Source organism: Micromonospora halophytica, assembly GCF_900090245.1.
In the GTDB taxonomy this organism is placed as follows: domain Bacteria; phylum Actinomycetota; class Actinomycetes; order Mycobacteriales; family Micromonosporaceae; genus Micromonospora; species Micromonospora halophytica.
In genome coordinates this window covers 98158-124302 of sequence record NZ_FMDN01000004.1, presented here as the reverse complement: position 1 = coordinate 124302, position 26145 = coordinate 98158, and the positions used below count along the sequence as shown (strand labels likewise).

21 protein-coding genes are annotated in these 26145 nt (G+C 74.6%); 16 read left to right on the top strand and 5 right to left on the bottom strand.

Annotated features, from left to right (window positions below; translation table 11 throughout):
* Positions 1-67: 67 nt before the first annotated feature.
* The gene (locus GA0070560_RS08035) at positions 68-1348 is read left to right on the top strand and encodes a hypothetical protein (RefSeq protein WP_170839326.1); all 1281 of its coding nucleotides are present in this window, start codon (positions 68-70) and stop codon (positions 1346-1348) included.
* Between the two features lie 540 nt (positions 1349-1888).
* Here GA0070560_RS08035 and GA0070560_RS08030 read toward each other — a convergent pair.
* Positions 1889-2236: a histone-like nucleoid-structuring protein Lsr2 gene (locus GA0070560_RS08030; RefSeq protein WP_091293691.1), complete on the bottom strand. Its 348-nt coding sequence runs from the start codon at positions 2234-2236 to the stop codon at positions 1889-1891.
* Positions 2237-2552: 316 nt separating this feature from the next.
* Between GA0070560_RS08030 and lon the strand changes: the two genes are divergently transcribed.
* Positions 2553-4889 (top strand): endopeptidase La, encoded by a 2337-nt coding sequence (gene lon / locus GA0070560_RS08025; protein ID WP_091293285.1) that lies wholly within the window; start codon positions 2553-2555, stop codon positions 4887-4889.
* A 51-nt stretch (positions 4890-4940) separates the two neighbouring features.
* On the opposite strand, the gene GA0070560_RS08020 is transcribed toward lon, so the two are convergent.
* Together GA0070560_RS08020 and GA0070560_RS08015 are read right to left on the bottom strand one after the other, a co-directional pair.
* Positions 4941-6737, bottom strand: a complete 1797-nt coding sequence (locus GA0070560_RS08020) for a DEAD/DEAH box helicase (RefSeq protein ID WP_091293282.1) — start codon at positions 6735-6737, stop codon at positions 4941-4943.
* A 68-nt stretch (positions 6738-6805) separates the two neighbouring features.
* On the bottom strand, positions 6806-7639 hold the full coding sequence (locus GA0070560_RS08015) for a hypothetical protein (protein WP_245675414.1): 834 nt from the start codon (positions 7637-7639) through the stop codon (positions 6806-6808).
* Between the two features lie 145 nt (positions 7640-7784).
* Here GA0070560_RS08015 and GA0070560_RS08010 point away from each other — a divergent pair, with 145 nt between their 5' ends.
* From GA0070560_RS08010 to GA0070560_RS07970, 9 genes are all read left to right on the top strand, one after another.
* Positions 7785-8936, top strand: coding sequence for a sensor histidine kinase (locus GA0070560_RS08010; RefSeq protein ID WP_091293280.1), 1152 nt, complete (start codon positions 7785-7787; stop codon positions 8934-8936).
* A complete protein-coding gene (locus GA0070560_RS08005) occupies positions 8933-9538 on the top strand; it encodes a response regulator transcription factor (protein ID WP_091293277.1) in 606 nt (201 codons plus the stop codon). Before GA0070560_RS08010 ends, GA0070560_RS08005 begins: the two co-directional genes overlap by 4 nt.
* Before the next feature lie 140 nt (positions 9539-9678).
* The gene (locus GA0070560_RS08000) at positions 9679-10206 is read left to right on the top strand and encodes a 2'-5' RNA ligase family protein (RefSeq protein WP_091293275.1); all 528 of its coding nucleotides are present in this window, start codon (positions 9679-9681) and stop codon (positions 10204-10206) included.
* A 64-nt stretch (positions 10207-10270) separates the two neighbouring features.
* Positions 10271-11008, top strand: a complete 738-nt coding sequence (locus tag GA0070560_RS07995) for an ArsR/SmtB family transcription factor (RefSeq protein ID WP_091293272.1) — start codon at positions 10271-10273, stop codon at positions 11006-11008.
* Positions 11009-11130: 122 nt separating this feature from the next.
* Positions 11131-12132, top strand: coding sequence for a cytochrome P450 (locus GA0070560_RS07990; RefSeq protein WP_245675413.1), 1002 nt, complete (start codon positions 11131-11133; stop codon positions 12130-12132).
* Positions 12129-12920, top strand: a complete 792-nt coding sequence (locus tag GA0070560_RS07985) for an isocitrate lyase/PEP mutase family protein (protein ID WP_091293270.1) — start codon at positions 12129-12131, stop codon at positions 12918-12920. The genes GA0070560_RS07990 and GA0070560_RS07985 overlap by 4 nt, the downstream gene beginning before the upstream one ends.
* Before the next feature lie 99 nt (positions 12921-13019).
* Positions 13020-13976: a DUF5715 family protein gene (locus GA0070560_RS07980; RefSeq protein WP_091293268.1), complete on the top strand. Its 957-nt coding sequence runs from the start codon at positions 13020-13022 to the stop codon at positions 13974-13976.
* Positions 13977-13981: 5 nt separating this feature from the next.
* Positions 13982-15583: an asparagine synthetase B family protein gene (locus GA0070560_RS07975; protein ID WP_091293265.1), complete on the top strand. Its 1602-nt coding sequence runs from the start codon at positions 13982-13984 to the stop codon at positions 15581-15583.
* A 76-nt stretch (positions 15584-15659) separates the two neighbouring features.
* Positions 15660-16676, top strand: a complete 1017-nt coding sequence (locus GA0070560_RS07970; protein ID WP_091293262.1) for a linear amide C-N hydrolase — start codon at positions 15660-15662, stop codon at positions 16674-16676.
* 59 nt (positions 16677-16735) lie between these two features.
* On the opposite strand, the gene GA0070560_RS07965 is transcribed toward GA0070560_RS07970, so the two are convergent.
* The gene (locus tag GA0070560_RS07965; RefSeq protein ID WP_091293260.1) at positions 16736-18205 is read right to left on the bottom strand and encodes an LVIVD repeat-containing protein; all 1470 of its coding nucleotides are present in this window, start codon (positions 18203-18205) and stop codon (positions 16736-16738) included.
* Positions 18206-18344: 139 nt separating this feature from the next.
* Between GA0070560_RS07965 and GA0070560_RS07960 the strand changes: the two genes are divergently transcribed.
* The 5 genes from GA0070560_RS07960 to GA0070560_RS07940 all read left to right on the top strand — a co-directional run bounded on the left by GA0070560_RS07960 (position 18345) and on the right by GA0070560_RS07940 (position 24464).
* On the top strand, positions 18345-19028 hold the full coding sequence (locus GA0070560_RS07960) for a DUF305 domain-containing protein (RefSeq protein ID WP_091293258.1): 684 nt from the start codon (positions 18345-18347) through the stop codon (positions 19026-19028).
* Positions 19029-19120: 92 nt separating this feature from the next.
* Positions 19121-20359 (top strand): sensor histidine kinase, encoded by a 1239-nt coding sequence (locus tag GA0070560_RS07955; protein ID WP_091293256.1) that lies wholly within the window; start codon positions 19121-19123, stop codon positions 20357-20359.
* On the top strand, positions 20356-21018 hold the full coding sequence (locus GA0070560_RS07950) for a response regulator (RefSeq protein ID WP_091293254.1): 663 nt from the start codon (positions 20356-20358) through the stop codon (positions 21016-21018). Before GA0070560_RS07955 ends, GA0070560_RS07950 begins: the two co-directional genes overlap by 4 nt.
* Positions 21019-21171: 153 nt before the next feature.
* Positions 21172-21978: an ABC transporter ATP-binding protein gene (locus GA0070560_RS07945; RefSeq protein WP_091293252.1), complete on the top strand. Its 807-nt coding sequence runs from the start codon at positions 21172-21174 to the stop codon at positions 21976-21978.
* A 5-nt stretch (positions 21979-21983) separates the two neighbouring features.
* Positions 21984-24464 (top strand): ABC transporter permease, encoded by a 2481-nt coding sequence (locus GA0070560_RS07940; RefSeq protein ID WP_091293250.1) that lies wholly within the window; start codon positions 21984-21986, stop codon positions 24462-24464.
* 169 nt (positions 24465-24633) lie between these two features.
* Here GA0070560_RS07940 and GA0070560_RS07935 read toward each other — a convergent pair whose 3' ends face one another.
* Complete coding sequence (locus GA0070560_RS07935; protein WP_091293248.1) at positions 24634-26016, bottom strand: serine/threonine-protein kinase; 1383 nt, start codon at positions 26014-26016, stop codon at positions 24634-24636.
* Between the last annotated feature and the right edge of the window lie 129 nt (positions 26017-26145).

Below are 26145 nucleotides of genomic sequence, written 5' to 3'. Positions count from 1 at the left end.
CCACCCCGCATTCCGTCGCCCGGCGGGATCACGAGTCAGGTACCGGATCGAGAAGGAGAGCAATTCGATGCGCAGGTCCCCACGGGCGCGCCGGTCATCCGGTAACGCGCGGAGCAAGCGACTGCTGGCGGCGGTCGGCGCCCTCGCGGTTTTCGGCGGGATCGCCGCCGTGACGCAGATCTCGTCGGCGGGAGAACGCCGGCAGAGCGCCAAAACGCGGACGGTCTCCTCGAACTGTGTGCAGCCGAGTCCCGGCGCCACCTCGCCCGGAGGCCGCACCAGCACGACCCGGACGTGGCAGAACGGTCGCTGGGTACGCAACCACTGGGGTGACGGCCAGATGTCGGTCGCCGAGTGCCAGTCCGTCAAGGCCGGCAAAGCGCCGGTCACCACCCTCGCCTCCACCGTGAACTGCCCGGACGTGACCGGCCGGCTCCCCCGGATCCCCGATCGGGCCCGCAACGAGGTGGACCGCAACCTGGCCCTGCTGAAGACGCAGATCGACGAGGTGAACCGGCGGTTGGCGGCCGAGGGCAGTCGTAACGGGCCGGCCTTCGTCAACAACGCCATCCTCAACCCGTTGGCCGACAAGCGCCGCGCGACGCTGAACCGGATCGCCACGGCGATCGGCCGGGTGGCACAGCGCCCGCAGGGGTTGGACCAGCTCGCCCGGTGCACCGTCGCTGCCGGAAACGGTGGCCAGAACGGCGGTGCCGACAACGGTGGCCAGAACGGCGGTGCCGACAACGGTGGCCAGAACGGCGGCAACGACAACGCCGGTGGGAACAACAACGGCAACGCCCTCGGCGTCCTGGCGAAGGACTGCGGTAACAGCCGGCTCCAGCCGCACGACGGTTTCCAGAACGGCAACCGCTGTGTCAGCACCGCCTTCGGCGAGGTCGGTGCGGCGGCCAACAACCCGTCGCTGCTGATCACCCAGTTCCCGAACCAGGTGCAGCGCAACCAGGCGTTCACCCTGCGGGTGTCGACCCGGAACCTGGTCCGGGACCGGTTCCTCGCGGCCGGTCAGGGTGGCTACTACCTGGAGAGCTCGGTCCTCAACGGCCAGGGCCTCACCCGTGGTCACTTCCACACCGCCTGCCGGATGCTGGAGAGCACCGACACGGCTCCGTCGAACCCGGAGGCCGTGCCGGCGTTCTTCGTGGCGACCGAGGACGGCCGGGGCGGCGGCCGGGCCGACGAGGTGGTCATCCAGGTCCCGGGCCTGCCGCAGAACGGCACCGCGCAGTGCGCGGTCTGGGCCGGTGACGGCTCGCACCGGGTGCCGATGATGGAGCGGGCCAACCAGACTCCCGCCTTCGACGTGGTGCGGATCCAGGTCAACTGACCCGACGTACGTGACGGCCGCGGGCCGCCCGGGCAACCCGGGCGGCCCGCAGCCGTACGCCCGGACCGTGGCGCTGCCCAGGGAACTGAGGCTGCCGGGAGGACTCGTCCCCGGCACCTGTCTCAGCTGTGGGGGAGGTTCGTGGTGGGGGCGGAGACCACCGGGGCCCGCGTCGTCCCGGCGAGCATCCCGGCCGGCCGGTGGCGTACGCGGTCGCGATGATCATCGCCGGCAAGAGCACGGTGACGGCGAAGAGGATCCGTCCCCGCAGCAGGCGACCTCCGGTCGGCCCCGCCGATCGCCGCGAGGAATCCGGCCCCTCGACCCACGCCGTGAGGGCTTCAGCCCTCGGCCGCTGGGCGAGGGTCGGGGCCGGTGGGGCGCGACGTGGCACGGCAGGTCGTCGACGGTGGGGCGGGAGGTAAATCTTCTACAGCGGTGTCCGGCCGGGTGGAAATTGTGAACGGTGCGAAAAGCGCCGGGGCCGCCTGATTTCCCAGCGTGACCCCGGCGCGGCGGATCGTGACCCGCCGGTGGTCGTCAGCGGTTCTTCCACGCCTCGACGACGCTGACCGGGATGCGCCCACGCTCGGAAATCTCGTAGCCGTTCTTCGCGGCCCATTCGCGGATGGCCCGGTTCTGCTCGCGGTCCATTCCGGAGACGCCGGCGCGCGCCGGGCGGCGAGCCGGCCGGCCGGCGTCCACGCTGCCCCGCCCCATTCGCCGGCCAGCGCTGATGTACGGGTCCAGCGCCTTGCGGAGGACCCCTGCGTTCTCGTCCGAGAGGTCGATGGTGTACGACAGGCCGTCCAGACTGAACTCGACGGTCCGGTCGGCCTTTCCCCCGTCGAGGTCGTCGGTCAGAACAGTGATTACTTTCCTTGCCATCGCCATTACTCCCTGTGTCGGGCGGGGTGTGGCTAAGAGTTTGACGTATCCCACGGCAAATCCGCAACAATATGCGTCTGTTTCATTTGGCGGGTCGCGCAATCGTGGGAAAACCGTACGCGGTCAATGCCGTGGGTCGGGTACTCCGTGAGCAGGCAGTCGTGTCTGGTGAGGGTTGTTCGACGGCGGCGCCGTCCAGGTGCGTCAGGGCTGGCGGCGGTGGACCCGAAAGTGGCCTGGGTCACAGCGAGGAACAAGGGGAACGCTTTGTGACTTGAGCCTGTCACGCTCAACTCAATCCGATGGCAGGTGTTCGATGGCAACCCTTCCGGTACTTCCGCTGACCGACGCCGTCCTGCTTCCCGGCATGGTCATCCCGGTGACCCTCGACCCGACCACCCAGGCTGCGGCCGACGCGGCCCGCGCCACCGGCGACAAGAAGCTCCTCGCGGTGCCCCGCATCGACGGCGAGTACGGCTCGGTCGGCGTGATCGCCACCATCGAGAAGGTCGGGCGGCTGCCCGACGGCGAACCGGCCGCCGTGGTGCGCGGCCTCGGCCGGGCCCGGATCGGCTCCGGCGTGCCCGGCCCCGGCGCCGCCCTCTGGGTCGAGGCGACCCCGCTCGACGAACCCGCCCCGGCAGGCCGGGCCCGTGAACTCGCCCGCGAGTACCGCGCGCTGATGACCTCCGTCCTCCAGCAGCGCGGCGCGTGGCAGGTCATCGACGCCATGGAGCGGATGACCGACCTCTCCGAGCTGGCCGACGCGGCCGGCTACGCGCCCTGGCTCACCCTGGCGCAGAAGACCGACCTGCTCGCCGCGCCGGACGTCACCGCCCGGCTGGAACTGCTGGTCGGCTGGGTGAAGGAGCACCTGGCCGAGCAGGAGGTCACCGAGCAGATCAACAACGACGTCCGCGAAGGGCTGGAGAAGTCCCAGCGGGAGTTCCTGCTCCGCCAGCAGCTCGCCGCGATCCGCAAGGAACTCGGCGAGGACGAACCAGACGGCTCCGCCGACTACCGGACCCGGGTCGAGTCCGCCGAACTGCCCGAGAAGGTCCGCGAGGCGGCGCTGCGCGAAGTCGGCAAGCTGGAGCGGGCCAGCGACGCCTCCCCGGAGGCGGGCTGGATCCGAACCTGGCTGGACACGGTGCTGGAGATGCCGTGGACCATGCGTACCGAGGACAACACCGACCTGGCCGCGGCCCGCGCGGTGCTCGACGCCGACCACGCCGGCCTGGCCGACGTGAAGGACCGCATCCTGGAATACCTCGCGGTGCGCAACCGCCGCGCCGAGCGCAACCTCGGCGTGGTCGGCGGGCGGGGCTCCGGCGCGGTGCTCGCCCTCGCCGGCCCGCCCGGCGTCGGCAAGACCAGCCTCGGCGAGTCGGTCGCCCGGGCGCTGGGGCGCGCCTTCGTCCGGGTCTCCCTCGGCGGCGTGCGCGACGAGGCAGAGATCCGCGGCCACCGGCGCACCTACGTCGGCGCGCTGCCCGGCCGGATCGTCCGCGCGTTGCGCGAGGCCGGCTCGATGAACCCGGTCGTGCTCCTCGACGAGGTGGACAAGCTGGCCGTCGGCTACTCCGGCGACCCGGCCGCCGCCCTGCTGGAGGTGCTCGACCCGGCGCAGAACCACACCTTCCGCGACCACTACCTGGAGGTCGACCTCGACCTGTCCGACGTGCTCTTCCTGGCCACCGCCAACGTGGTGGAGGCCATCCCCGGCCCACTGCTGGACCGGATGGAACTGGTCACCCTGGACGGGTACACCGCCGACGAGAAGGTCGCCATCGCCCGGGACCATCTGCTGCCCCGGCAGCGGGAACGGGCCGGGCTCACCGCCGACGAGGTCACCGTCGCCGACCAGGCGCTGGCGCGCATCGCGGAGGAGTACACCCGGGAAGCCGGCGTCCGGCAGCTCGAACGCGCCCTCGCCAAGATCCTGCGCAAGGTCGCGGTGGCCCTGGCCACCGACCCGCAGCCGGCCCGGGTGGACGACGACAGCCTGGTCCACTACCTGGGTCGGCCGAAGTTCACCCCGGAGTCGGCGGAGCGTACCGCCGTGCCCGGTGTGGCCACCGGCCTGGCGGTCACCGGCGCCGGCGGGGACGTGCTGTTCATCGAGGCGACCAGCATGGAGGGCGAGCCGGGGCTGACCCTCACCGGCCAGCTCGGGGACGTGATGAAGGAGTCCGCGTACATCGCGCTGTCGTACCTGCGCTCCAACGGGCGCCGGCTCGGCATCGACCCCAACACCCTCGCCGGGCGGCGGATCCACCTGCACGTGCCGGCGGGCGCGGTGCCCAAGGACGGGCCCAGCGCCGGCATCACCATGGTGACCGCGCTGGCGTCGCTGGTGACCGGCCGGCCGGTGCGTCCCGAGTTCGGCATGACCGGCGAGGTGACCCTCTCCGGTCGGGTGCTGCCGATCGGCGGGGTGAAGCAGAAACTGCTCGCCGCCCACCGGGCCGGCCTGACCGAGGTGATCATCCCGGCCCGCAACGAGCCGGACCTCGACGACCTGCCCACCGAGGTCCGCGAGGCGCTGACCGTGCACACCCTCGCCGACGTGGCCGACGTGCTCGCATTGGCGCTGCGCCCGGCCGCTGTGGACGCGCAGCCGCTCGGCGGCCAGCCGCTCAACGCGGCCTGACCGCACCGCCGAGGCCCCCGGTCGCACCGGCCGGGGGCCTCGACACGGACGTCAGGGGCGGTCGCGCCGCTCGCGCCGCCCGCCGTCGAAGTCCCGGCGCTCGCGCCGGTCGCCGCCGTCGAAACGCCGGTCGCCGCCGCCCTCGCCGTCGCGGTCCCGGCGTACGGTCGCCTTGCGGCCCTTGATGGTGCTTCCGCGCAGCCCGGCGATCACCTCGTCGGCGACCCCGATCGGGACCTCCACCAGGGAGAACCGGTCGGCGATCTCGATCGAGCCGATGTCCCGCCCGGCCAGCCCGGTCTCCCCGGTGATCGCGCCGACCAGGTCCTGCGGGCGGACGCCCGCGCGTCGGCCCAGCCCGATGAAGACCTGGGTGGTGCCGCCGGTGCGTGGCCGACCGCCGCCGCGCCGCTCACCCCGGCCCCCGACCTCCGGCCGACCCTCCCGCGGGGCCCGGACCGCGACCTGGGGGATCTCCTCCTCGTCCTCGGTGGTGGGCCCGGCCGCCTCGTGGGCCAGCTTCACCGCCGCCAGGGCGACCTCCATCATGTCGAACTCGTCCGACAGCGACTCGACGATCACCCGGAACGGATCCAGGTCGTCCTCCAGCAGCGACTCGCGCAGCGCCGCCTGGGTCAGCTCCAGCCGTCGGGTCCGCAGGTCGGCCACCGTCGGGATCTTGTCGATGGCGATCCGTTGGCCGGTCACCCGTTCGATGGTCTTGAGCATCCGGTGCTCGCGCGGCTCCGCGAGGGTGATCGCCACCCCTTCGCGCCCGGCCCGGCCGACCCGGCCGATCCGGTGCACGTACGACTCCGGCGCCGACGGCACGTCGTAGTTCACCACGTGGGTGAGCTGTTCGACGTCCAGGCCGCGGGCGGCCACGTCGGTGGCGACCAGCAGGTCGGCGGTGCCGGCGCGTAGCCGGCCCATCACCCGGTCCCGCTGCTCCTGGCTCATCCCTCCGTGCAGCGCCTCGGCCCGGTAGCCCCGGCCGTTCATCGTCTCGGTGAGCCGGTCCACCTCCTCGCGGCTGCGACAGAACACGATCGCCGCGGTGGGGGACTCCACGTCGAGCACCCGGCCCAACGCGGCCGGCTTGTGCCCCCGGGCGACGATGTACGCGCTCTGCCGCACCCGGGGCGCCTCGCCGGCCACCGGCCGCTCCCGCTCGATCTGGATCCGCACCGGGTCGGTCAGGTGCTGCCGCGCCATCCCGTCGATCCGGGCGGGCATGGTGGCCGAGAAGAGCACCGTCTGCCGCTGCGCGGGCGCGTGTTCCAGGATCGCCTCGATGTCCTCGGCGAAGCCCATGTCGAGCATCTCGTCCGCCTCGTCGAGCACCACCGTGGCCAGGTCGCCCAGGCGCAGCGTCCCCCGGGCGATGTGGTCCAGCGCCCGGCCCGGGGTCGCCACCACCACGTCCACGCCCATGTCCAGCGCGCGCAACTGCCGGCCGATCGGCTGCCCGCCGTAGATCGGCAGCACCCGGGCGCCCAGGTCCTTGCCGTAGCGGTGGAACGCCTCCGACACCTGCACCGCCAGCTCCCGGGTGGGCACCAGCACCAGCGCCACCGGGTCGCCCCCGGAGCGGCCGTCCGGCATCCGCTGCAGCAGCGGGAGCGCGAACGCGGCGGTCTTGCCCGTACCGGTGGCCGCCTGGCCGAGCAGGTCCTGCCCGGCCAGCAGGGGCGGGATCGCCTCCCGCTGGATCGGGGTCGGCTCCTCGTAGCCGAGGGCGGACAGCGCGCCGAGCAGTTCGGCGCGCAGCCCGAGATCCACGAAAGCGGTCGCCTCGTCGGCGCCGGCGGGGGTGGTGGGGTCGGTCGGTGCGGGTGCGGAACTCATGGGCAAAGCTTTTCATCACCCCGGCCGGCCCGCTGCGGCGACCGGCACAACCGTCGCCCCCGCCACGTTCAGGCCAGGATGGCGACCACCATGGTCAGCCCGACGGCGACGTCCAGCACGCCGCAGAACTCGGTGTACCCGCGCGGCGCCACCCGGTCCCGGCGGTGGTGCACGGCGTCCCAGGCGGCGTGCGCCAGCCAGCCGCCGGCCACCAGCCAGCGCGCCGGACCGTCGTCGGCGACAACGGCAAGCGTCGCCAGCGCCGACCACCCGAGCAGACCGGCCAGCTGGGACGCCACCGCACCCCGGTCCCGCCAGCTGCGGCGGACCGTGCCGGCCACCAGGAAGCCCAGCGGGAGGACGAGCAGGCTCACCGGCGGCAGCAGCACCGGGGCGAACCAGTTGTCGACGGTCATCAGCAGCGCCAGCCAGGTCGGCCACCGGTCGACCAGCGCGGCGACGACCCGGTGCCGGGGAGGTGGGGCCGGGTGCGCGTGCCGGTGCCGGACCGCCACCACGACCATCGCCGGCACCATCAGCAGGTGGCCGCCGAGCAGCAGGGCGTCCCCGTCGAGCAGCCCGGTGACGAACGGGACGAGCAGCAGCAGGTACGGCAGGTACATGGCGGCGACCATCTCGGCGGTGGCCCGGGCGGGATGGCCCCGGTGCCACATCCACACCGCCATCCCGATCGACATGTCGGTCGCCATGACCAGGGCGGCGACCTCCGGTCGGGCCAGCAGGGCGGAGAAGTCCAGCAGCGTGCCGGCGGTGCGCCACAGCGGGTCGAGCAGCACCATGCCGGCCACCATGGCGACAGTCATCCCGATCAGGTGCCGCAGCAGGCGACGGCCGGGTCGGTCGGTGGGCGGGGACGAGGGTACGGCGAGCGTCTCGGACATGCCTCGACCGTGCCGCCGACCGGCGCGCGAGGGCAGGTGCGCCCGTCACGGGAAAGCCGTGCGGAATCCACGGCCGGCCCGTGACGTCCGCGCAACGCCCCGGGCAGGCCGGCAACTTCGACAGCCGCCCCTAGGATCGGCGGACGTGACGGTCGGTGCGGCGGGGGCGGACCGGCGGCTGCGCCGGGCCCGCCGGGTGGCGCTGGCCTCGCTGGTCGCCAGCGTGGGGTCCACCCTGCTGCTGCCCGGCGTCGGCCTGGCCCGCGAGCCCGACCCGGTACGCCTCGTGCTCGGCGCCTGCGGGCTGCTCGCCTTCGCCGCCGCGCAGGCGATGGTGCTGCACGCGGCGGTCACCCCGTGGCTGGCGCAACGCCGGCGACGCCGCTCGCACGCCGCCCTCGCCGTCGCCGCCGTGGCGAGCGTGCCGCTGGTCGGCCCGGTCGCGGCCGGCGAATGGGCGACCTGGGCCTGGCTCGGCGCGTCCCTGGTGGGGATGACCCCGCTGCTGCTGCGGCCCCACGCGGCGCTGGCCGCCGCCGGGGCGATCGTCGCCGTCGCGCTCGCGGTGGCCCGGTGGACCGGCGGCTCCACCGGCGCCCACCTGGCGATCGCCGCAGGGGTCGGCGTCGGGGTCGCGGCGGTCAACTGGGTGCAGGTCTGGTTCTGGGACCTGCTCGTCGCGGCCCAGCAGGGGCAGGAGGCCCAGGCCCGGTTGGCCGCCGCCGAGGAGCGCCTACGGTTCGCCCGGGACGTGCACGACCTGCTCGGCCACGACCTCACCGTCATCGCGTTGAAGGCCGAACTCGCCGCCCGGCTCGCGCCGGTCGACGCCGAACGGGCCGGCCGCGAGGCGGCCGAGGCGCAACGGCTCGCCGGTGCGGCGCTGCACCGGGTCCGGGCGGCGGTGCACGGGTACCGGGCGGTCGACCTCGCCGAGCAGCTCACCGCGATGGGCGAGGTGCTGCGCTCCAGCGGGGTGCGCTGCGACGTCGACCTGCTCGAGGCGGGGCTGCCGGCCGATGCCACCGCCGAACTGGCGGTGGTGCTGCGCGAGGCGGGGACGAACGTGCTGCGGCACAGCCGGGCCACCTGGTGCCGGATCGAGATCACCCGGGAGGGCGACGTGGCGACGATGACGGTCAGCAACGACGGCGTCGAGGCGGCCCCGGCGCCCGACGGCCACAGCCACGGGCTGCGCGGGCTCACCGACCGGCTGGCGGAGGCGGGCGGCAGCCTGCGTACCCGGCGCGAGGGTGCCGTCTTCACGCTCACGGCGACCGTGCCGGTGGCCCCGTGATCAGGGTCCTGCTCGCCGACGACGAGGAGTTGATCCGCCAGGCCCTCGCCGCCCTGCTCGGGCTGGAGGGCGACATCGAGGTGGTGGCCCAGGCGGGGGAGGGACGCGCCGCGCTGGAGGCGGTCCGGGCGCACCGACCGGACGTGGCCGTGGTGGACCTGGAGATGCCGCCGCCGGGCGGGATCGAGCTGGCGGCCGAGCTGGGTCGGGCGCTGCCCTCCTGCGCGGTGGTCATCCTCACCGGGCACGGCCGTCCCGGGCATCTGCGCCGGGCCCTCGACGCCGGCGCGCGCGGCTTCCTGGCCAAGGGCGCCCCCGGTGGCGCCCTCGCCGACGTCATCCGCCGGGTGCACGCCGGCGCGCGGTACGTCGACCCGGCGCTGGCCGCCGACGCGCTGACCCTGCCGCCCTGCCCGCTCACCCCACGGGAGCTGGATACGCTGCGGCTGGCCGGGTACGGCAGCCCGGTCACCGTGATCGCCCGGCGTACCCACCTCGCCCCGGGCACCGTGCGCAACCACCTGAGCGCCTGCGTGCAGAAGCTCGGTGCGGTCGACCGCGCCGACGCGGTCCGCATCGCCCGCGAGGCGGGATGGCTCTGAGCACTCTCGTCCGGCGCGAGGGATCGGGCCGCCCACCGGGCCAGCCTCGGCTCCGGATGCGCGGTGACTCGTCGTCGGTCCGCTCATCCCGCCGCGGTTCCCCACCGGAGCCGTGCTCACCCGCCGGTTAGCCTGGCGGCGTGCGTACCGTCGAACTGCTCTGCTCGCCGCCGCTGGAGAAGACGGTGCGCGCGGCGTGGGACCGGCTCGCCGTGGCCGGCCTGCCGAGTCTGGCCCGCAACACCCACCCCACGAACCGGCCGCATCTGACCATGGCGTCGGTCGACGCGTTCCCGCCCGGGGCCGCGTCCCGCCTGGCCGACCTCTTCGACGACGCGCTGCCGCTGGCGGTCCACCTCGACCGGGTCGAGGTGCTCGACGGCAGCGCCCCGCTGGTCTGGCTGGTCCACCCCACACCGGAGTTGACCCGGCTGCACGAGGCGGTCTGGGACGTCCTGGCCGGCGCCGACGGGCAGCATCCGTGGCACGTCCCGGGCCGGTGGGTCCCGCACCTGAGCCTCGCGCTGCGCTTCCGCGACCACGACCGGCGGCTGGCTCGGGCGCTCGCCTGCGTCGACCGGCCGTCGGGGCAGTTCGTCGCCGCCCGCAGCTACGACGGCGACACCCGTACGGTCGTCCCGCTCGGGTCGGGGCACCGGGAGCGCTGACCCGGCCCCGCGTCACCGGACACGGGCGGCCCCCGCCGTACCGGGCCCGTGCGACCATCGGCGGATGACCGCCGCCGCCGACGGCCCCCGCCTCGCCGACCTCGCCGCCCTGTTCGCGGACGCCACCCGGGCCACCTTCTGTCTGGCGTTGCTCGACGGGCGGGCCTGGACGGCGGGGGAGCTGGCACAGGCCGCGGGGGTGGCTCCGTCCACGGCCAGTGACCACCTCACCCGGCTGGTCCGCGGCGGGGTGCTGGTCGAACAGCGCCAGGGCCGGCACCGCTACGTCCGGCTGGCCGGCCCGGCGGTGGCGCAGCTGGTCGAGGACCTGGCCGGCCATGCGCCGCCGGCGCCCCGGCCGGCCCGGTCGCTGCGCGCGGCCACCGCCGATGCCGCGCTCGCGCACGCGCGGACCTGTTACGACCACCTCGCCGGCCGGCTCGGCGTCCGGCTGCGCGACGCGTTGCTGGCCCGTGGGCTGCTCGACGCCACGCACGGCCTGACGCTGACCCCGGACGGCCGGAACTGGCTGACCGACCTCGGCGTGCCGGTGAACCCGCCCACCGGGCGTCGCCCGCTGCTGCGGGACTGCCTCGACTGGACCGAGCGCCGGCCCCACCTCGCCGGCGCGCTCGGCGCGGCGCTGTGCCGGCGCTTCGCCGAGCTGGGCTGGACCGCACCCGGCAGCGGCCGCAGCGTCCGGGTCACGCCCGCCGGGGTCGCGGCCCTGGCGGACACTCTTGGGCTGAGCCCCGCCGAGCTGACCCCGCCGGTGCGGGACACCGGCGGTGGCCGCGCCTGACCGGGCCGCCGGCCCGCGCCGGTCGTCCCGCGTGGTCGTCCCGCGCGCCGGGAACTCCCGCCGCCTCCCACCCGACGACACTTCGGCCCACGCCGAACGGAACCGGCCCTACCGTGCGGCGGGTGACCGATTCCTCGCCCCGCATCGCGGCCGTGTCCGACATCCCGCCGTGCGCGCCACCGACCCCCGACGACACCGGTGCCACCTGGACGGTGACCCGGCACGCCGACGTCCGGGCCGCGCTCGTCGACCCCGCCTTCGAGGTGCCGGAGGCCGACCCCGGGCCGCCGGGCACCCTCGCCTGGCTGCGGGCGACGGTCGCCCGGTTCAGCGGCCCCGAGCGGCACCCGCCCCGACGGGCCGCGACGCTCACCGTGCTCGCCGGCCTGGACCCGGACCTGCTGGCCCGCGACGCCGCCCGGCTCACCGTCGCCGAACTCGACCGCCGGGCCGGCCGGGTGGACGTGCCCGCCCGGCTGGCCCGGGACGTACCGCTGCGGGTGCTGGCCGTCCGACTCGGCCTGGCCGACCCGGCGGCGGCCGTGCCGGCGGTCGCCGTGGTGGCCGCCGCCTATCAGCCGGGCGCGGGCCCGGCGGCTGTCCGGCGCGCGGACGACGCGGTGGCGGCCCTGGTGACGAACTGCCCGTCCGGCCCGGACGAGTCGACGGCGCACCGGATCGGCCTGCTGGTGCAGGCCTGCGACGCCACCGCCGGGCTGATCGACGCCGCCACCCGGCACGCCCGGTCCCTGCCGGCCGCCGTGGCCACCCGGGACCTGCTGGGCGAGGTGCTCCGGCTCGACCCGCCGGTACGCGCCACCCGCCGGGTCGCCACCGTCGCCGCCGAGTTGGCCGGGCGGCCGATCCCGGCGGGCGTCGGGCTGCTGCTGCGGTTCGACGCCGCGAACCGTGATCCGGCGGTCTTCACCGACCCGGACCGGTTCACGCCCGGCCGCCCGGCCCTGACCTTCGGCGCTGGTGCGCACGGCTGTCCCGGTGAGCGGCACGCCCTCGCCCTGGCCGCCGGGGTGGTGGACGTGCTGCGCGACCTGAGTCCGCGCGCCGGGGGGCCGCCCCGGCAGGAGCCGGCGCTCACGACCGACCCGAAGGAGGCACGGCGATGACCGACCCGTACGCCGCGTTCCGCGCGCTGCACCGCCCCGGCCGGCCGCTGCTGCTGCCGAACGCCTGGGACCACGCCTCCGGGGCGGCTCTGGCCGCGGCCGGGTACCCGGCGATCGGCACCACCAGCCTCGGCGTCGCCGCGGCCGGCGGCAAGCCCGACGGGGCCGGGGCGACCGGGGTCGAGACGATGCGCCTCGCCACCCTGCTCGTCCGGCTGCCGGTGCTGGTCACGGTGGACGTGGAGGCCGGGTTCGGCGACGACCCCGACGACGTGGCCCGGTACGTCGCGCGGCTGGCGGCGCTCGGCGTGGTCGGGATCAACCTGGAGGACGGCCGGCCCGACGGGACTCTCGCCGACCCCGCAGCCGTGGTCGCCACGATCGCGGCGGTCAAGGCCCGGGTCCCGGCGCTCTTCGTCAACGCCCGCACCGACACCTGGTGGCTACGGGCACCGGACCCCCTCGGACAGGCCCTGCTCCGGGCCCGGGCCTACCGTCGGGCCGGGGCGGACGGTGTCTTCGTGCCCGGGGTGACCGACCCGGCCACGGTCCGGACGCTCGCCGCGCGGGTCGACGCCCCGCTCAACGTCCTCGCCCAGCCGGGCGGACCCGACCTCGACACGCTCGGTCGCCTCGGGGTGGCCCGGGTCAGCACCGGGTCGCTGCTGTTCCGGGCTGCCCTGGCCGCCGTGGTCGGCACCGCCGAGGCGGTCCGCGCCGGCATCGACCCCGGTCCGGGAGTCCCGTCGTACGCCGACGTGCAGGCGATGACGGCGCGTCGCCCTTAGGAGTAGATGGGAAGATTGCTCGGGGTTTTCCGCTTCAGGGTGCTTACGGTGTGTTTCAGGTTCATCCGCACCGTGTCGTACCGGGAGAGGACCCAGACCATGCGTGTGCCCAGCCGAAGTTCCGGACCCCAGCCGTCCGTCGCCTCACCGGCCCCGGCGCGCCGGTCGCCGGGGTCGGCTCGGGCGGTCGCCCGGGTCATGCCGGACCTCGACGCCTACCGCGACGCGGTCACCGACCTGCTGGTCGAAGTCGGCGCGTTGGCCGACGCCACCTCCACCACCGCCCGCCAGGTCCTGCTCGACCAACGGCTGCGTGAACCCGCCATCGCCGCGGTGCTCGACGCCACCCCGCAGGGCTTCATCGGCGCGCGGGAGACCCTGCTGCTGGAGATGGCCCGCTACCAGCCCAACGAGCGCAGCTCCGCCGGCGACCTCACCGCGCTGGTCCGGATCTACCTGCTCTCCCGCATCGACGTGATGTGGTGGCGCGACGCGCCCACCTTCCTCACCGATGAACAGGTGAACACGCACCCCGACATGGTCGACCTGGAATGGCTGCGCCGGCGGGGCATGCTCGCCTTCCGCTACCAGGAACAGCCCGCCACGATCCTCGGGCGCGGCGTGCGGGCCGTCCGCCGGCGGCTACGGCCCGACGCCACCCCGCGCACCGCCGGGGTGAAGTTCCGCCGGGCCCGCCGGGAGATCATCGCGCTCCTCAACGACCTCGCGCGGGAGTTCGACCGGGCCACCCCGGCCGGCACCCCGCCGCTCTGGGTCACCAGCCTGGTGCGCAGCGCCGAGCACCAGTACCAGCTGCGCCGGCTCGGGTACGCCGCGATGGTGCCCAGCGGCCACTGCCTCGGCTGGGCCGTCGACGTGGAGATGAGCTGGTTCACGCGCTTCGGCGCCCGGGACGTCCTCGCCGAGATCCTGCTCGCCCGGCAGGCCGCCGGCGAGCTGAACGTGGTCGACGAGGGGCAGGCCTGGCACCTGTGCCTCGCGCCGGCCGCCCGCGTCCGGCTCCGGGCGGCGTACGAAGCCGAGATGGGAGCCTGAGGCGGATGTGCGGGATCGCGCTCAGCATCGGCCCCGAGGCCGACCCGGCCATCTTCCGCCGGATGCTCGCCGTCCTCGCCCCGCGCGGCGAGGTCACCGAGACCCGGCAGGAGTCCGGGCTGCTCACCGGCGTACGGCGGCTTCGGGTCGTGGACCGGGACCGGGCCGTGCAGCCCTGGACCTCCGACGACGGGCGGTACGTCCTCTGCTACAACGGCGAGGTCTTCAACCACCACGAGCTGCGCCGGGAGCTGACCCGGCTGGGCCACGCCTTCCGCAGCGAGAGCGACACCGAGGTGGTGCTCGCCGCCTTCCGGTACTGGGGTGAGGAGGCGGTGCACCGGCTGCGCGGGGAATGGGCCTTCGCCGTCGTCGAGCGCGCCACCGGCCGGGTGTACCTCGCCCGGGACCCGCTCGGGGTCAAGCCGCTCTACTGGGCCCGTACGCCCGGTTGCCTGCACGTCGCCAGCGAGGTGAAGGCGCTGGTGGGGCACCACGCCCCGGTCGCCGAGGTGCCGCCCGGGCACCACGGCTGGGCCGACTCGGACGGCCGGGTGACGCTGCTGCCGTACCTCGACCTGCTCCGTCTGGGCGAGGGACTGCCCCAGGTGGACGACCCGGACGAGGCCGCCCTGCTCGTCCGTGCCGCACTCACCGACAGCATCCGGATGCGGGTCGACACCGACCTCACCGTCGGGGTGGTGCTCTCGGGGGGTCTGGACAGCTCGCTGGCCCTGCTGCACGTACGCGAGCTGCACCCCGACTGCGTGGCGGTGACGGTCGGGGTGCCGGACAGCCCGGACGTCGCCTACGCCCGGCGGCTCGCCGCCGACCTCGGCGTCGCGCACGAGGTGATCGAGTTGCGCCCGCGCGACATCCGGCTGGGCGAGATCCGGGAGGCGATCCGGATCTCCGAGCTGACCGAGTACGGCGACATCATCAACGCGGTGGTCTCCGTGCCGATCTTCCGGCGGCTGGCTGAGCTGGGGGTCAAGGTGGTGCTGACCGGCGACGGCTCGGACGAGCTGTTCGGCGGCTACCCGATGTACCACGAGGTCGGCCCCGAGCGGGCCCGCCGGCTCTTCCTGCACAAGATCCGCAACCTCGGGCGTACGGAGTTGCAGCGGGTCGACCGGACCAGCATGGACCACGGTGTCGAGGCGCGGGTGCCCTTCCTCGACCTGAGCGTGGTGGAGCTGGCGATGCGGCTGCCCTTGTCGTTGAAGATGCGCGACGGGCAGGAGAAGTGGATCGTGCGGCGAGCCTTCGCCGACGTGCTGCCGGACTACATCCGGCGGCGGCCGAAGAACCCGATGTCGTACTCCTCCGGGTTGCACGAACGGGCCCGGCTCTACAAGCCCTTCTTCGCCCGGCTGCACCGCTCCTTCGGCTACGACCTGCTCGAACCGGTCCGCCGTGACTTCGACGCGGTGCTGACCCGGTGCGGCAACGACCTGGACCGGGCGATCGCCGACGGGCAGGCCCGGCCCGACTACACGGTGCTGGAGCACGCCCGGGACCTGGTCGGCGCGGCGAAGTGGAACGCCGCGCCGCTGGTGCGTCGACTGGTCGGGCCGCGTCCGACCCGCCGCGCCCCGGTGCGCTGAGCCGGCGGCCGGGGTCGCGGAGACCGGAAAACGACGTCCGGTGGACAACGGTCGATCCCTGCCCTAGCTTGCGGGCATGCGGAGGACTCTCGCGGGCGCCGGACTGGCCCTGCTGCTCGCCACCACGGCCTGTGCCGGACCCGGTGCGGACGCCCCACCCCGGCCGGCGGAGCCGACCGCGCCGGCCGCCGACGGGACGCCCACCGCCTCCCGTCAGGACGCCGACGAGGTCGCCCGGACGCTGGCCAGCCTGCGCCGGGTCGACGACCTGCCGCTGTACGAGATGACCTACGTCGGCGGGTACGACCCGACGGTCGGCACCGACGCCCGGCCGGCGTCGAGCCCGTTCGGCTGTTCGCTCTTCGCGGCTGGCGGGGACCCGTCCCGGCCGCTGTTCGCCCGCAACTTCGACTGGGCGGCCCATCCGGCGATGGTGCTGCGTACCGACCCGCCGGACGGCTACGCGTCGGTGTCGATGGTGGACCTGTCGTACCTCGGGGTGGGGCCGGACCCGACGGGGGACCGGCGGCTGCTCAACGCGCCGCTGCTGCCCTTCGACGGGATGAACGAGCGCGGGCTCGCCGTGGGGTTGGCCGCCGACGACCACGCCACGGCGAAGCCGGTGCCGGGCCGGCCCACCGTCGGCTCGGTGCGGATCCTGCGCCTGGTGCTGGACCGGGCGGCCACGGTGGACGAGGCGGTGGCCGTGTTCGAGCGGCACAACCTGGACTTCGACGGCGGGCCGCCGCTGCACTACCTGCTCGCCGACGCGACCGGCCGGTCGGCGGTGGTGGAGTTCGTCGACGGCGCGATGCGGGTGCAGCGCGGCGAGGGGCGCTGGCAGGCGCTGACCAACGTGCCGGTGATCGGCGTGCCGGAGGCGAAACGACGTGACGACCGGCGGTACGGGGTCATCGCCGCGGCGCTGGAGCGGTCCGGGGCGGTGGTGGACGCCCCGGCGGCACTGCGCCTGCTCGATGAGGTACGACAGGGGCACACCCGCTGGTCGGTGACGTACGAACTGCGCAGCGGTGAGGTCCGGCTGGTCCCCGCGGGCGGCGGCGAGCGCCGCTACCGGCTGCCGGTGAGCTGACCGGCGTACGCGCGAGGGCCCGGCCCCCGACGGGGACCGGGCCCTTCGTGTCGTCGCCCTTACCAGCTCAGGTAGCCGGCCTGGGTCTGCACGTTGAGCTCACGGAAGTGGACCAGGTTGGCCGTCCACGTCCGCCAGTCGTTCAGCTCCAGCACGTCCAGGCCCTTCTGGATGTCGCTGGAGTAGATGTGCCCGTTGTAGTAGTACGTCGACCAGGCGCCACCGATGGTGAGCTGGGTGTCCGACAGCGGGCCGCGCTCCCAGTAACCGATCTCCTTCGGCCTGGCCGAGTCGGTGAAGTCCCAGACCGACACGCCGCCCTGGTACCAGGCCTGGACCATGATGTCGCGGCCGAAGACCGGGACCAGCGAGCCGTTGTGCGCCACGCAGTTCTCGGTGTCGGCGTTGGTCCGGGGGATCTTGTAGTAGCTGCGGAACACCATCTGCCGGGCGTCGCCGCGGCCGGTGATGTCGTAGATCGCGTCCGCGCCGCGGTTCGGGCCGACGGTCTCGTTGCAGGTGGCCGCGCCGCCGCCACCCAGCTCGTCGGTGAAGACGACCTTGGTGCCGGCGTTGTTGAACGTGGCCGAGTGCCAGAACGCGAAGTTGACCGTGTCGCGCACCCGGTTGATCACCCGGGGCGCCTCCCGGTCACGGATGTCGAGCAGGACGCCGTCGCCCATGCAGGCGCCGGCCGCGATGTCCTTCGTCGGGTAGGCGGTGATGTCGTGGCAGCCGCTGGTCGCCGACGCCTGCCCCGGGATGCCGGCGTAGCCGCCGTCCGGGAAGAGGTTCGGGGTGGCCACCACGGCCGCCTCGGTGGGCTTCTTCACCGGCACCTTGACGATGGAGATCGAGTCGTGCGGCGGCTGGCAGTCCGGGAACTCGGCGCGTGGGCTGTACGACGAGACGTACAGGTAGACCGAGCGGCGGTCCTTCGCCGGGACCAGGGTGTGGGTGTGCGAGCCGCAGGCGGTCTCGACCGACTTGAGGTAGCGCGGGTTGGCCTTGTCGCTGATGTCGAAGACCTTGATGCCCTCCCAGGACTCCCTGACCGAGGCCGGCTGCGCCACGCTGGCGCACGAGTCGTCGCTGCGGGAGGAGTCGGTGGAGAGGAAGAGCAGGTCGCCGTAGATGGAGATGTCGTTCTGCGAGCCGGGGCAGAGCACCTGCGACACGATCTTCGGCGCGGCGGGCCGGCCGATGTCGTAGATGACGAACCCGTTGTAGTTGCCGACGAATGCGTAGCGGCCCTGGAAGGCCATGTCGGTGCCGAACGCGCCGGCGGTGTCGAACGGCGCCTGCTTGGGCACGTTGGCGATCTGGCGCAGGTTGGGGCTGCTGGAGATCTCGTCGACGCCGAGGCCGCTGGTCGCGACCGGCTGCGCGGCGGTGGCGACGGCCGCCTCCGCGTCGGGCGCCGCGGCCGCGTGGGCGGGAACGGTGGTGAGGCTGGCGACCAGCAGGCCGGCGGCGACCATGCTGGCGGTCTTCAGTTGCCGTCGTCCGGGGAGGGAGAATCTGGTCATCGGCAGGGCCCTTCAAGAAGGGGAGGACGATTCTGGACACCCTACCGCCCTGCGATGGCCATCGATGTGATCTGCGTCACATTAGCGCTCCGTCGTCAATGGATACGATCGCTGTCACCTCGATCGGAGGGGGAATGGCATGACCGTCCGACGTGGACAGACCTTGCTCGTCGTCACAGTCGCGGCCGTGGTGCTGGTGGCGCTGGCGCTCGTCCTGCGACCCGCCGACCGGCCCACCCCGGTCACGGCCGACGCGACCGGTCAGCCGACGCCCACCCCCGCGTCGACGGACGGCCCCTCGGTGATCGTGCCCGGCCGACCGGGCGAGTCGGCCGTCACCCGCCCCGCGCACGAGGTCCGCGACACCGCCGCGCCCCGCTACAACTCCCTCGACGTCTGGTTCGTGCGGATGATGATCCCGCACCACCAGCAGGCCCTCCAGTTGGCGCAGCTCGCCCCCGACCGGGCCGGCAGCCCGAAGGTCAGGGCGGTGGCCGACCGGATCCGCGGCGCGCAGGGGCCGGAGATCGGCATGATGCGCGGGTGGCTCAGCGCCCGTGGCCTCGCCGCCGACGTCCCCGGCCACGACCACGGCACCATGCGGGGCATGCAGTCGCCCGAGGCGATCCGGGCGCTGACCGACGCCCGGGGCGCCGAGTTCGACCGGCTCTTCGTGCGGATGATGACCGATCACCACGACGGCGCGGTGCGGATGGCCACCGACCTGCTCAAGGTCGGCGTCGACCAGCAGCTCAACGAGTTCGCCAACTCCGTGGCCACCGAGCAGGCGGTCGAGATCGCCCGCATGCGCGAACTCGTCTGAGTCACCGCCCGGCCCGCCGGCGGGCGCCCCGCCCGATCACCGTCCGGCCGTCGGAGCGGACGTATCGACGCTGGTGGGAGCACGTACGCTGGGTGACCGTGTACCGTGAGGTCCTCGGCCGCCCGCTGCGCTCCGTCGCCTTCGACGTGCTCGTCTCCGGCGTCGTGGTGCTCTTCGCCGTGGTCGGCGTGGTGGCGCAGCCCGGTGGCGCGATGGCCACCCTGGTCGGCTGCGCCATGGCCGTCGCCCTGCTGTTCCGCCGGACGCACCCGTCCACGGTGGCCGCGGCGGTGGCCGTGCTCGCCCTGGTCCAGGTGGTCGCCGGCTGGGGGCCGCTCGCCTTCGACATCGGCGTGCTGATCGCCCTCTACAGCGTGGTCAAGTACGCCGACCGGCTCCGCGACGGCGTGCTCGCCGGCGTCGTCGCGGGCATCGGCGTGCTGCTGGCCGCCTCACAGACGGTCGGCAACCCGGCCTGGTGGGCCGCCGCGGCCTACTTCGGGCTGGTCACCGGCGGGGTCTGGCTGGCCGCGCTGAACGTCCGCACCCGCCGGCTCTACGTGCTCACCCTGGAGGAGCGGGCCGCCACGCTGGAACGGGAGCGGGAGGCCGAGGCACGCGCCGCGGTCGCCGGGGAGCGGGCCCGGATCGCCCGTGAGCTGCATGACGTGGTGGCGCACAGCATGGCCGTGATGATCGTCCAGGCCGACGGGGCCCGGTACCTGCTCGACCGGGACCCGCAGACCGCGAAGGCGGCGGTCAAGGTGGTCGCCGACACCGGCCGGCAGGCGTTGGAGGAGATGCGCCGGCTGGTGGACGTACTGCGGGAGCCGAGCCCACCGGAGCCGGCGGCCGCGCCCGGCGCGACGGGTGACCCGGACCGCGACGGGCTCGCCGAGCCGGAGCACCGTCGGCCCGCGGTGGCCGAGTTGCCCGCCCTGCTGGACCGCTTCCGCGACGCCGGTCTACGGGTCCGGCACACCGTGCGGGGCGAGCCGCCGGCCCTGCCCCCGGGGCTGGACCTCACCGTCTACCGGGTGGTGCAGGAGGCGCTGACCAACGCCCTCAAGCACGCCGGGGTGGGCGCGGACGTCACGGTCACCCTCGACCACGACCCGGACGCCGTCGTGGTCCGGGTCGTCGACGACGGGCGCGGCCGCCCGCCGGTCGCTCCCGCGCCGTCCGGCGGACACGGCCTGGTCGGCATGCGCGAGCGGGTCGGCGTGTACGACGGCAGCCTCACCTCCGGCCCCCGACCGGCCGGGGGCTGGCAGATCGAGGCACGGCTACCGCTACCGTCGACGCCCGGGACGGAGGTGATCGCGGCATGACGGTCCGGGTGGTGATCGTGGACGACCAGGCGCTGGTCCGCGCCGGGTTCCGGATGGTGCTGGACTCCCAGCCCGACCTGGCGGTCGTCGGCGAGGCGATCGACGGCGCGGACGCGCTGCGGGTGCTCGCCCGCACCGAGGCGGACGTGGTGGTGATGGACGTCCGGATGCCGACCATGGACGGGGTGGAGGCGACCCGGCGGATCTGCCGGGACAACCCCGGCGCACCCCGGGTGCTGGTGCTCACCACCTTCGACACCGAGGCCGACGCGTTCGCCGCGCTCCAGGCCGGGGCGAGCGGCTTCCTGCTCAAGAACGTGCCCCCGGAGGAGTTGCTCGCCGCGATCCGGGTGGTCGCCGCCGGGGACTCGGTGGTCGCGCCGTCGATCACCCGCCGGCTGCTCGACCGGTTCGCCGACCGGCTCGGACCGGGGCCCGCCGAGGACCCCCGGCTGGCCCGGCTTACCGAACGGGAGCGGGAGATCCTGCTGCTCGTGGCCCAGGGGCTGTCCAATGCCGAGATCGCCGCCCGGGTGCACGTGGCCGAGGCGACCGTGAAGACCCACGTCGGGCGGATCCTGGCCAAGCTCCGGCTCCGCGACCGGGTGCAGGCGGTGGTGCTGGCGTACGAGAGCGGACTGGTCACCCCGGGCGGCTGAGCCGGCGGGTACGACCTGGGTCGTACGGGACCGCCCGGACAGGGGCGACCCGGGGCGTACCGACCTCGACCGCGCGGGCGGACGCCACCGCCGGGCGCGCTGCCTAGCGTCGGAGACGTACCTGGTCACCGACTGCACGCAGGAGCAACCCGCATGTCCCTCGCCCCACCTCCGGTCCGTACCGGCGTCGCGGTCGCCGCCCGCGGCCTGCGCAAGGAGTACGGCCACGGCACCGCCCGCGTCGTCGCGCTCGACGGCGTCGACGTCGGCTTCGCCGCCGGCGCGTTCCACGCCGTCATGGGCCCGTCCGGCTCCGGCAAGTCGACCCTGCTGCACTGTCTGGCCGGCCTGGACAGCCCCACCGCCGGCACGGTGCGCATCGGTGACACCGACACCGCCCGCCTCGACGACCGGCGGCTCACCCTGCTGCGGCGCGACCGGATCGGCTTCGTGTTCCAGAAGTTCAATCTGCTGCCGGCGCTGACCGCCGAGGAGAACATCGTGCTCCCGCTGGCCATCGCCAACCGCCGGCCCGAGGCGACCTGGCTGCGGCAGGTGGTCGCCGCCGTCGGTCTCGCCGACCGGCTGGGGCACCGGCCCGGTGAGCTCTCCGGCGGTCAGCAGCAGCGGGTCGCGCTGGCCCGTGCCCTGGTCACCCGCCCGGAGGTGATCTTCGCCGACGAACCGACCGGCAACCTCGACTCCCGCTCCGGCGCGGAGGTGCTGCGGCTGCTGCGGGAGGCCGTCGACACCCTCGGTCAGACCGTGGTCATGGTGACCCACGATCCGGTCGCCGCCGCGTACGCCGACCGGGTGGTCTTTCTCGCCGACGGCCGGCCGGTGCGCGAACTCACCGCGCCCACCGCCGAGCGGGTGCTGGACACCCTCGCCGGCCTGGACCGGACGGCCGAGCAGGACGGCTCCCGGGTCGCCGCGACCGACGCCCGGCGGGGGCGGTGACGGGCATGATCCGGATCACCCTGCGGTCGCTGCGCGCCGACGCGCTGCGGCTGCTGCTCTCCTCCCTGGCCATCGTGCTCGGGGTGGCCTTCGTCGCCGGCACCCTGATGGTCACCGACAGCATGAAGGCCGGCGCGTACGCCCGCGCCGGCACCTTCGACCGGCACACCGACGTCGGCGTCTACGCCGACGAGCAGCCTCTTCCGCCGGCCCTGGTCGACCGGGTGCGCGCGGTCGACGGGGTGGCCGCCGCCGAGGGGGAGCTGACCGGCTCGGCCGGTGTGGTCGGCTCCGACGGCCGGCCGGTGCTCGGCTACGCCGTGCTCGCCGCCATCCCCACCGACCCGGCCCTGCGCTCGTACGACGTGACCGCCGGCCGGTTGCCGGACCGCCCCGGCGAGGTCGTCCTCGACGCCCCCACCGCCGAGGAGGAGGGCTTCGCCCTCGGCGCTCCGGTCCTCGTCGGTGGCGTGAGCGGGGCGGCCCGGCCGTACACCCTGGTCGGCACCGTGGACGTGGCCGGCACCTCCCGCGACGTCGGCGGCCCCTTCATCGGCCTGGTCGGTGCCGACGCCCTCGCCGTGACGGGCGAGCAGGGGTACGGCCGGATCATGGTGGCCGCCGCCCCCGGCACCTCCCGGGAGGCGCTGGCCGAACGGCTGAGCGGGGTGGCGGGCCCGGGCACGACGGTGTGGACCCGGCAGCAGATCCTCGACGCGGCGGTCGACGACGCGGTGCGCGACCTGGAGCAGTTCGGCCTGGTCCTGCTGACGTTCGCCGGGGTCGCCATGGTGGTGGCCGGTTTCGTCATCGCCAACACCTTCGCCATCGTGCTCGCCCAACGGACCCGCCGTACCGCCCTGCTGCGGCTGATCGGCGCCACCCGGGGGCAGGTCTTCCGGGCGGCGCTGCTGGAGGCGGCGCTGCTGGGCCTGGCCGCCTCCGTGCTCGGCGTGCTGGCCGGCGCCGGCCTGGCCGCCGGTATGGCGGCCGTGCTGTCCGCGCTGGACGTGCCGGTCCCGATCGGGCCGACCCTGTCCGGGCCGACCGTGCTGCTCTGCCTGCTGCTGGGCACCGGCATCACCGTGGCGGCCGCGTACCTGCCGGCGTGGCAGGGCACCCGGGTGGCCCCGGCGGCCGCGCTCACCGACTCGTCCGTGCAGGTGACCCGCGGGGCGGGCCGGGCACGCCTGACGACCGGCGCGGTCGTCTCCGCCGCCGGGGTCGCGGCGCTGGGGTTCGCCGCCACCGTCGGCCAGATCGTGCTGGTCGCCGTCGGCGGGGTGCTGACCTTCTTCGGCATCGTGCTCTACGGGCCGGTGCTGGTGCCCGCTCTGGTCCGGCTCTTCGGCGCGCCGGTCCGGCGGCTGCTCGGCGCCACCGCCGCCCTGGCGGTGGCCAACGCCGTGCGCAACCCCCGCCGGGTCTCCGCCACCGCCACCGCCCTGGTCATCGGCATCGGGCTGGTCTCGGCGTTCGTGGTCGGGGCGGGCAGCGTCAAGGTGGGCATCGAGCGCAGCGTGGATGCGCGGATCGGGGTGGACTACCTGGTCACCGGCATCGGTGGCGGCCTGCCGGCCACGCTTGCCGGCGAGCTGGCCGCCCGCCCGGAGCTGGGCGTGGTGCACGAGCACCGCAGCCGGGTCGCCGACGGTGTCGAGATCCGGTCCGCCCATCCCGAGCTGGTCGGGCGCAGCCTGTCCGGTGTGGTCGCCGGGGACGTCGACGACCTGCGGTCGGGCACGGTGCTGGCGCACCGTGAGCTGGCCGAGGCCCGTGGGTGGGCGGTCGGCTCACCGGTCGTCCTGGCCGGGCGGACGTTCCGGGTGGCCGCGGTGGTCACCGCCGGCGAGCCGTCCCCGGCGCCGGCACGGGTGCCGGCGGGTCACCTGGTGGACGTGGTCGACGCGGACTTCGCTGCTCTCTTCCCGACCGAACGCGGGTACCTGGCCGAGGTCGAGCCGGCGGACGGGGTGAGCGCCGCGCGGGCCCGGGCGGCTGTCGAGACGGTCGTCGCCCGCCATCCGACGGTGAACCTGATGGACCAGGCCGCCTACAAGAAGATGCTCACCGGCACGGTGGACATGCTGCTGGCCTTCGTCACCGCCCTGCTCGGTCTGGCCGTGGTGATCGCGCTGGTCGGCGTCGCGAACACGCTCAGCCTCTCGGTCGTCGAGCGGACCCGGGAGAACGGGGTGCTGCGTGCCGTCGGCCTCACCCGGGGTCGGATGCGGGCGATGCTGGCGGTGGAGGCGGTGCTGACGGCAATGGTCGGGGCGGTGCTCGGGGTGGCGTTGGGCATCGGGGTCAGCGCCGGGGCGATGGCGTTCGTGGCGAAGATCAGCGGCGACTTCACGCTGGTGCTGCCCTGGGGGCGGCTCGCGGGGATCTTCTCGGTGGCGGTGCTCGCCGCGCTGGCCGCCTCGGTGCTGCCGGCCCGCCGCGCGTTGGCCCGGCCGGTCGTGGAGGCGCTCGGCGTCGAGTGAACGGGTGCGCCGGGTCGGTGCGGTCACCCGGGCCCGGTCACCCGGGCGCACGGGCCCGGGCCGGAGTCGCTCCACCACCGGGACCCCGGCACCGGTCGCGGCTGTCGAAGACGTACCGGGTGTGCCGGGACACGAAGCAGTCGTGGTCGGTTGCCGGGGCCCCGCGTCCTCAGGCGCCGGCCGGCGGCGGTTCCTCGATCGGCGGCGTCGTGGTGGTGGGCGGCGGGTCGGCCGGTTTGGTGGTGGTCGGCGGCGGATCCGTCGGCGCGCTGGTCGGCGGGTCGGCCGGGGTGGTCGGCGCGGTCGCCGTCGGCGTCGGCTCGGTCGAGCCGCTCGGCACCGGCGACGGTGTGACGGTCACCGTGGCCGACGGGCTGGTGCTCGGAGCCCATGAGCGGTCGGGACGCTCCGGCCGGTAGGTGTCCTCCTCCACCGGGGTCGCCGGTAGCTCCTCCGGTTCGCTCGGCACGGCCGACGGCGGGGTGCTCTTGATGTTGGTGGCTCCGTCGCCGGTCTCCTTGGCCGCGCCCAGCGCCGCGCCCAGGGCGGTGAGCGCCACCAGCACCACGGCCAGCGCGCCGACCAGTGAGCCCCGCCGCCCTCGCCCGCGAGGGGCCTGCGCGACGGTCGCCGCGGGCAGCACCGGCAGGTCGTCGCGGGTGGCGGTCGGGCCGGCCGCGCCCCGCAGCACGGGAGCCACCAGCGCGGTCGCCGCGCCACCCTGGTCGCCGAGCGTGGCCCGGGCGGCTGCGGCCATCTCCGCGCCGGTGCCGAAGCGGTCCGCCGGGTCCTTCGCCAGCGCGCGCGTCACCAGCGCGCGGACCGACGCGGGGATGTCCTCCGGCAGCGCCGGCGGCTCGTCGTCCAGGTGCCGTACCGCCACCTGGAGGGGGTTGTCGCCGGTGAACGGCGGGCCGCCGGTGAGGCAGCAGTACGCCACCGCGCCCAGCGCGTAGATGTCGGTGGCGGCCGAGACGGGGCGGCCGGAGGCCTGCTCCGGCGCCATGTAGAGGGCCGTCCCGGGCACCGCGTTGGCGCTGGTGATGCTCGTCACATTGGTCGATCGGGCCACGCCGAAGTCGACCAGCACCACCGTGCCGTCCTCCTGCACCAGCAGGTTGCTCGGCTTGACGTCGCGGTGCACGATCCCGCCGGCGTGTGCGGCGTGCAGCGCCTGGGCGGCCTGCGCCACGATCGACATCGTCTCGTCGACGTCCAGGTGCCCGGCGGTCTCGATCCGTCGGGACAGCGGCTCACCCTCGACGAACTCCATGACCAGGTAGTCGGCCCGGCCGCCGTCGTCGAGCCGGTCCTCGCCGCAGTCGAAGACCTGCACGATGCCCGGGTGGCGCAGGGCTGCCATGATGCGGGCCTCGGCGCGGAAGCGGGCGATGAAGTCGGGGTCGGAGACCAGTGCGGGCAGCAGCACCTTCACCGCGACCCGGCGGCCCAGGACGAGGTCCGTGGCACGCCAGACGTCGCCCATGCCGCCGGTGGCGACACGTTCGTCCAGGCGGTAGCGACCGCTGAGCACGACTTCCGATGACAACACCTCAATACCGTACCCAGAGGTCGCGAGAAGGACTCACGGTGATCTCCCTGTCGTCGTGCCCGGCCGTACCGCCCGTGGACACCTCCGGCGGGGCGCATGAACAGTGCGTGATGATGCGCGAACCCCGTG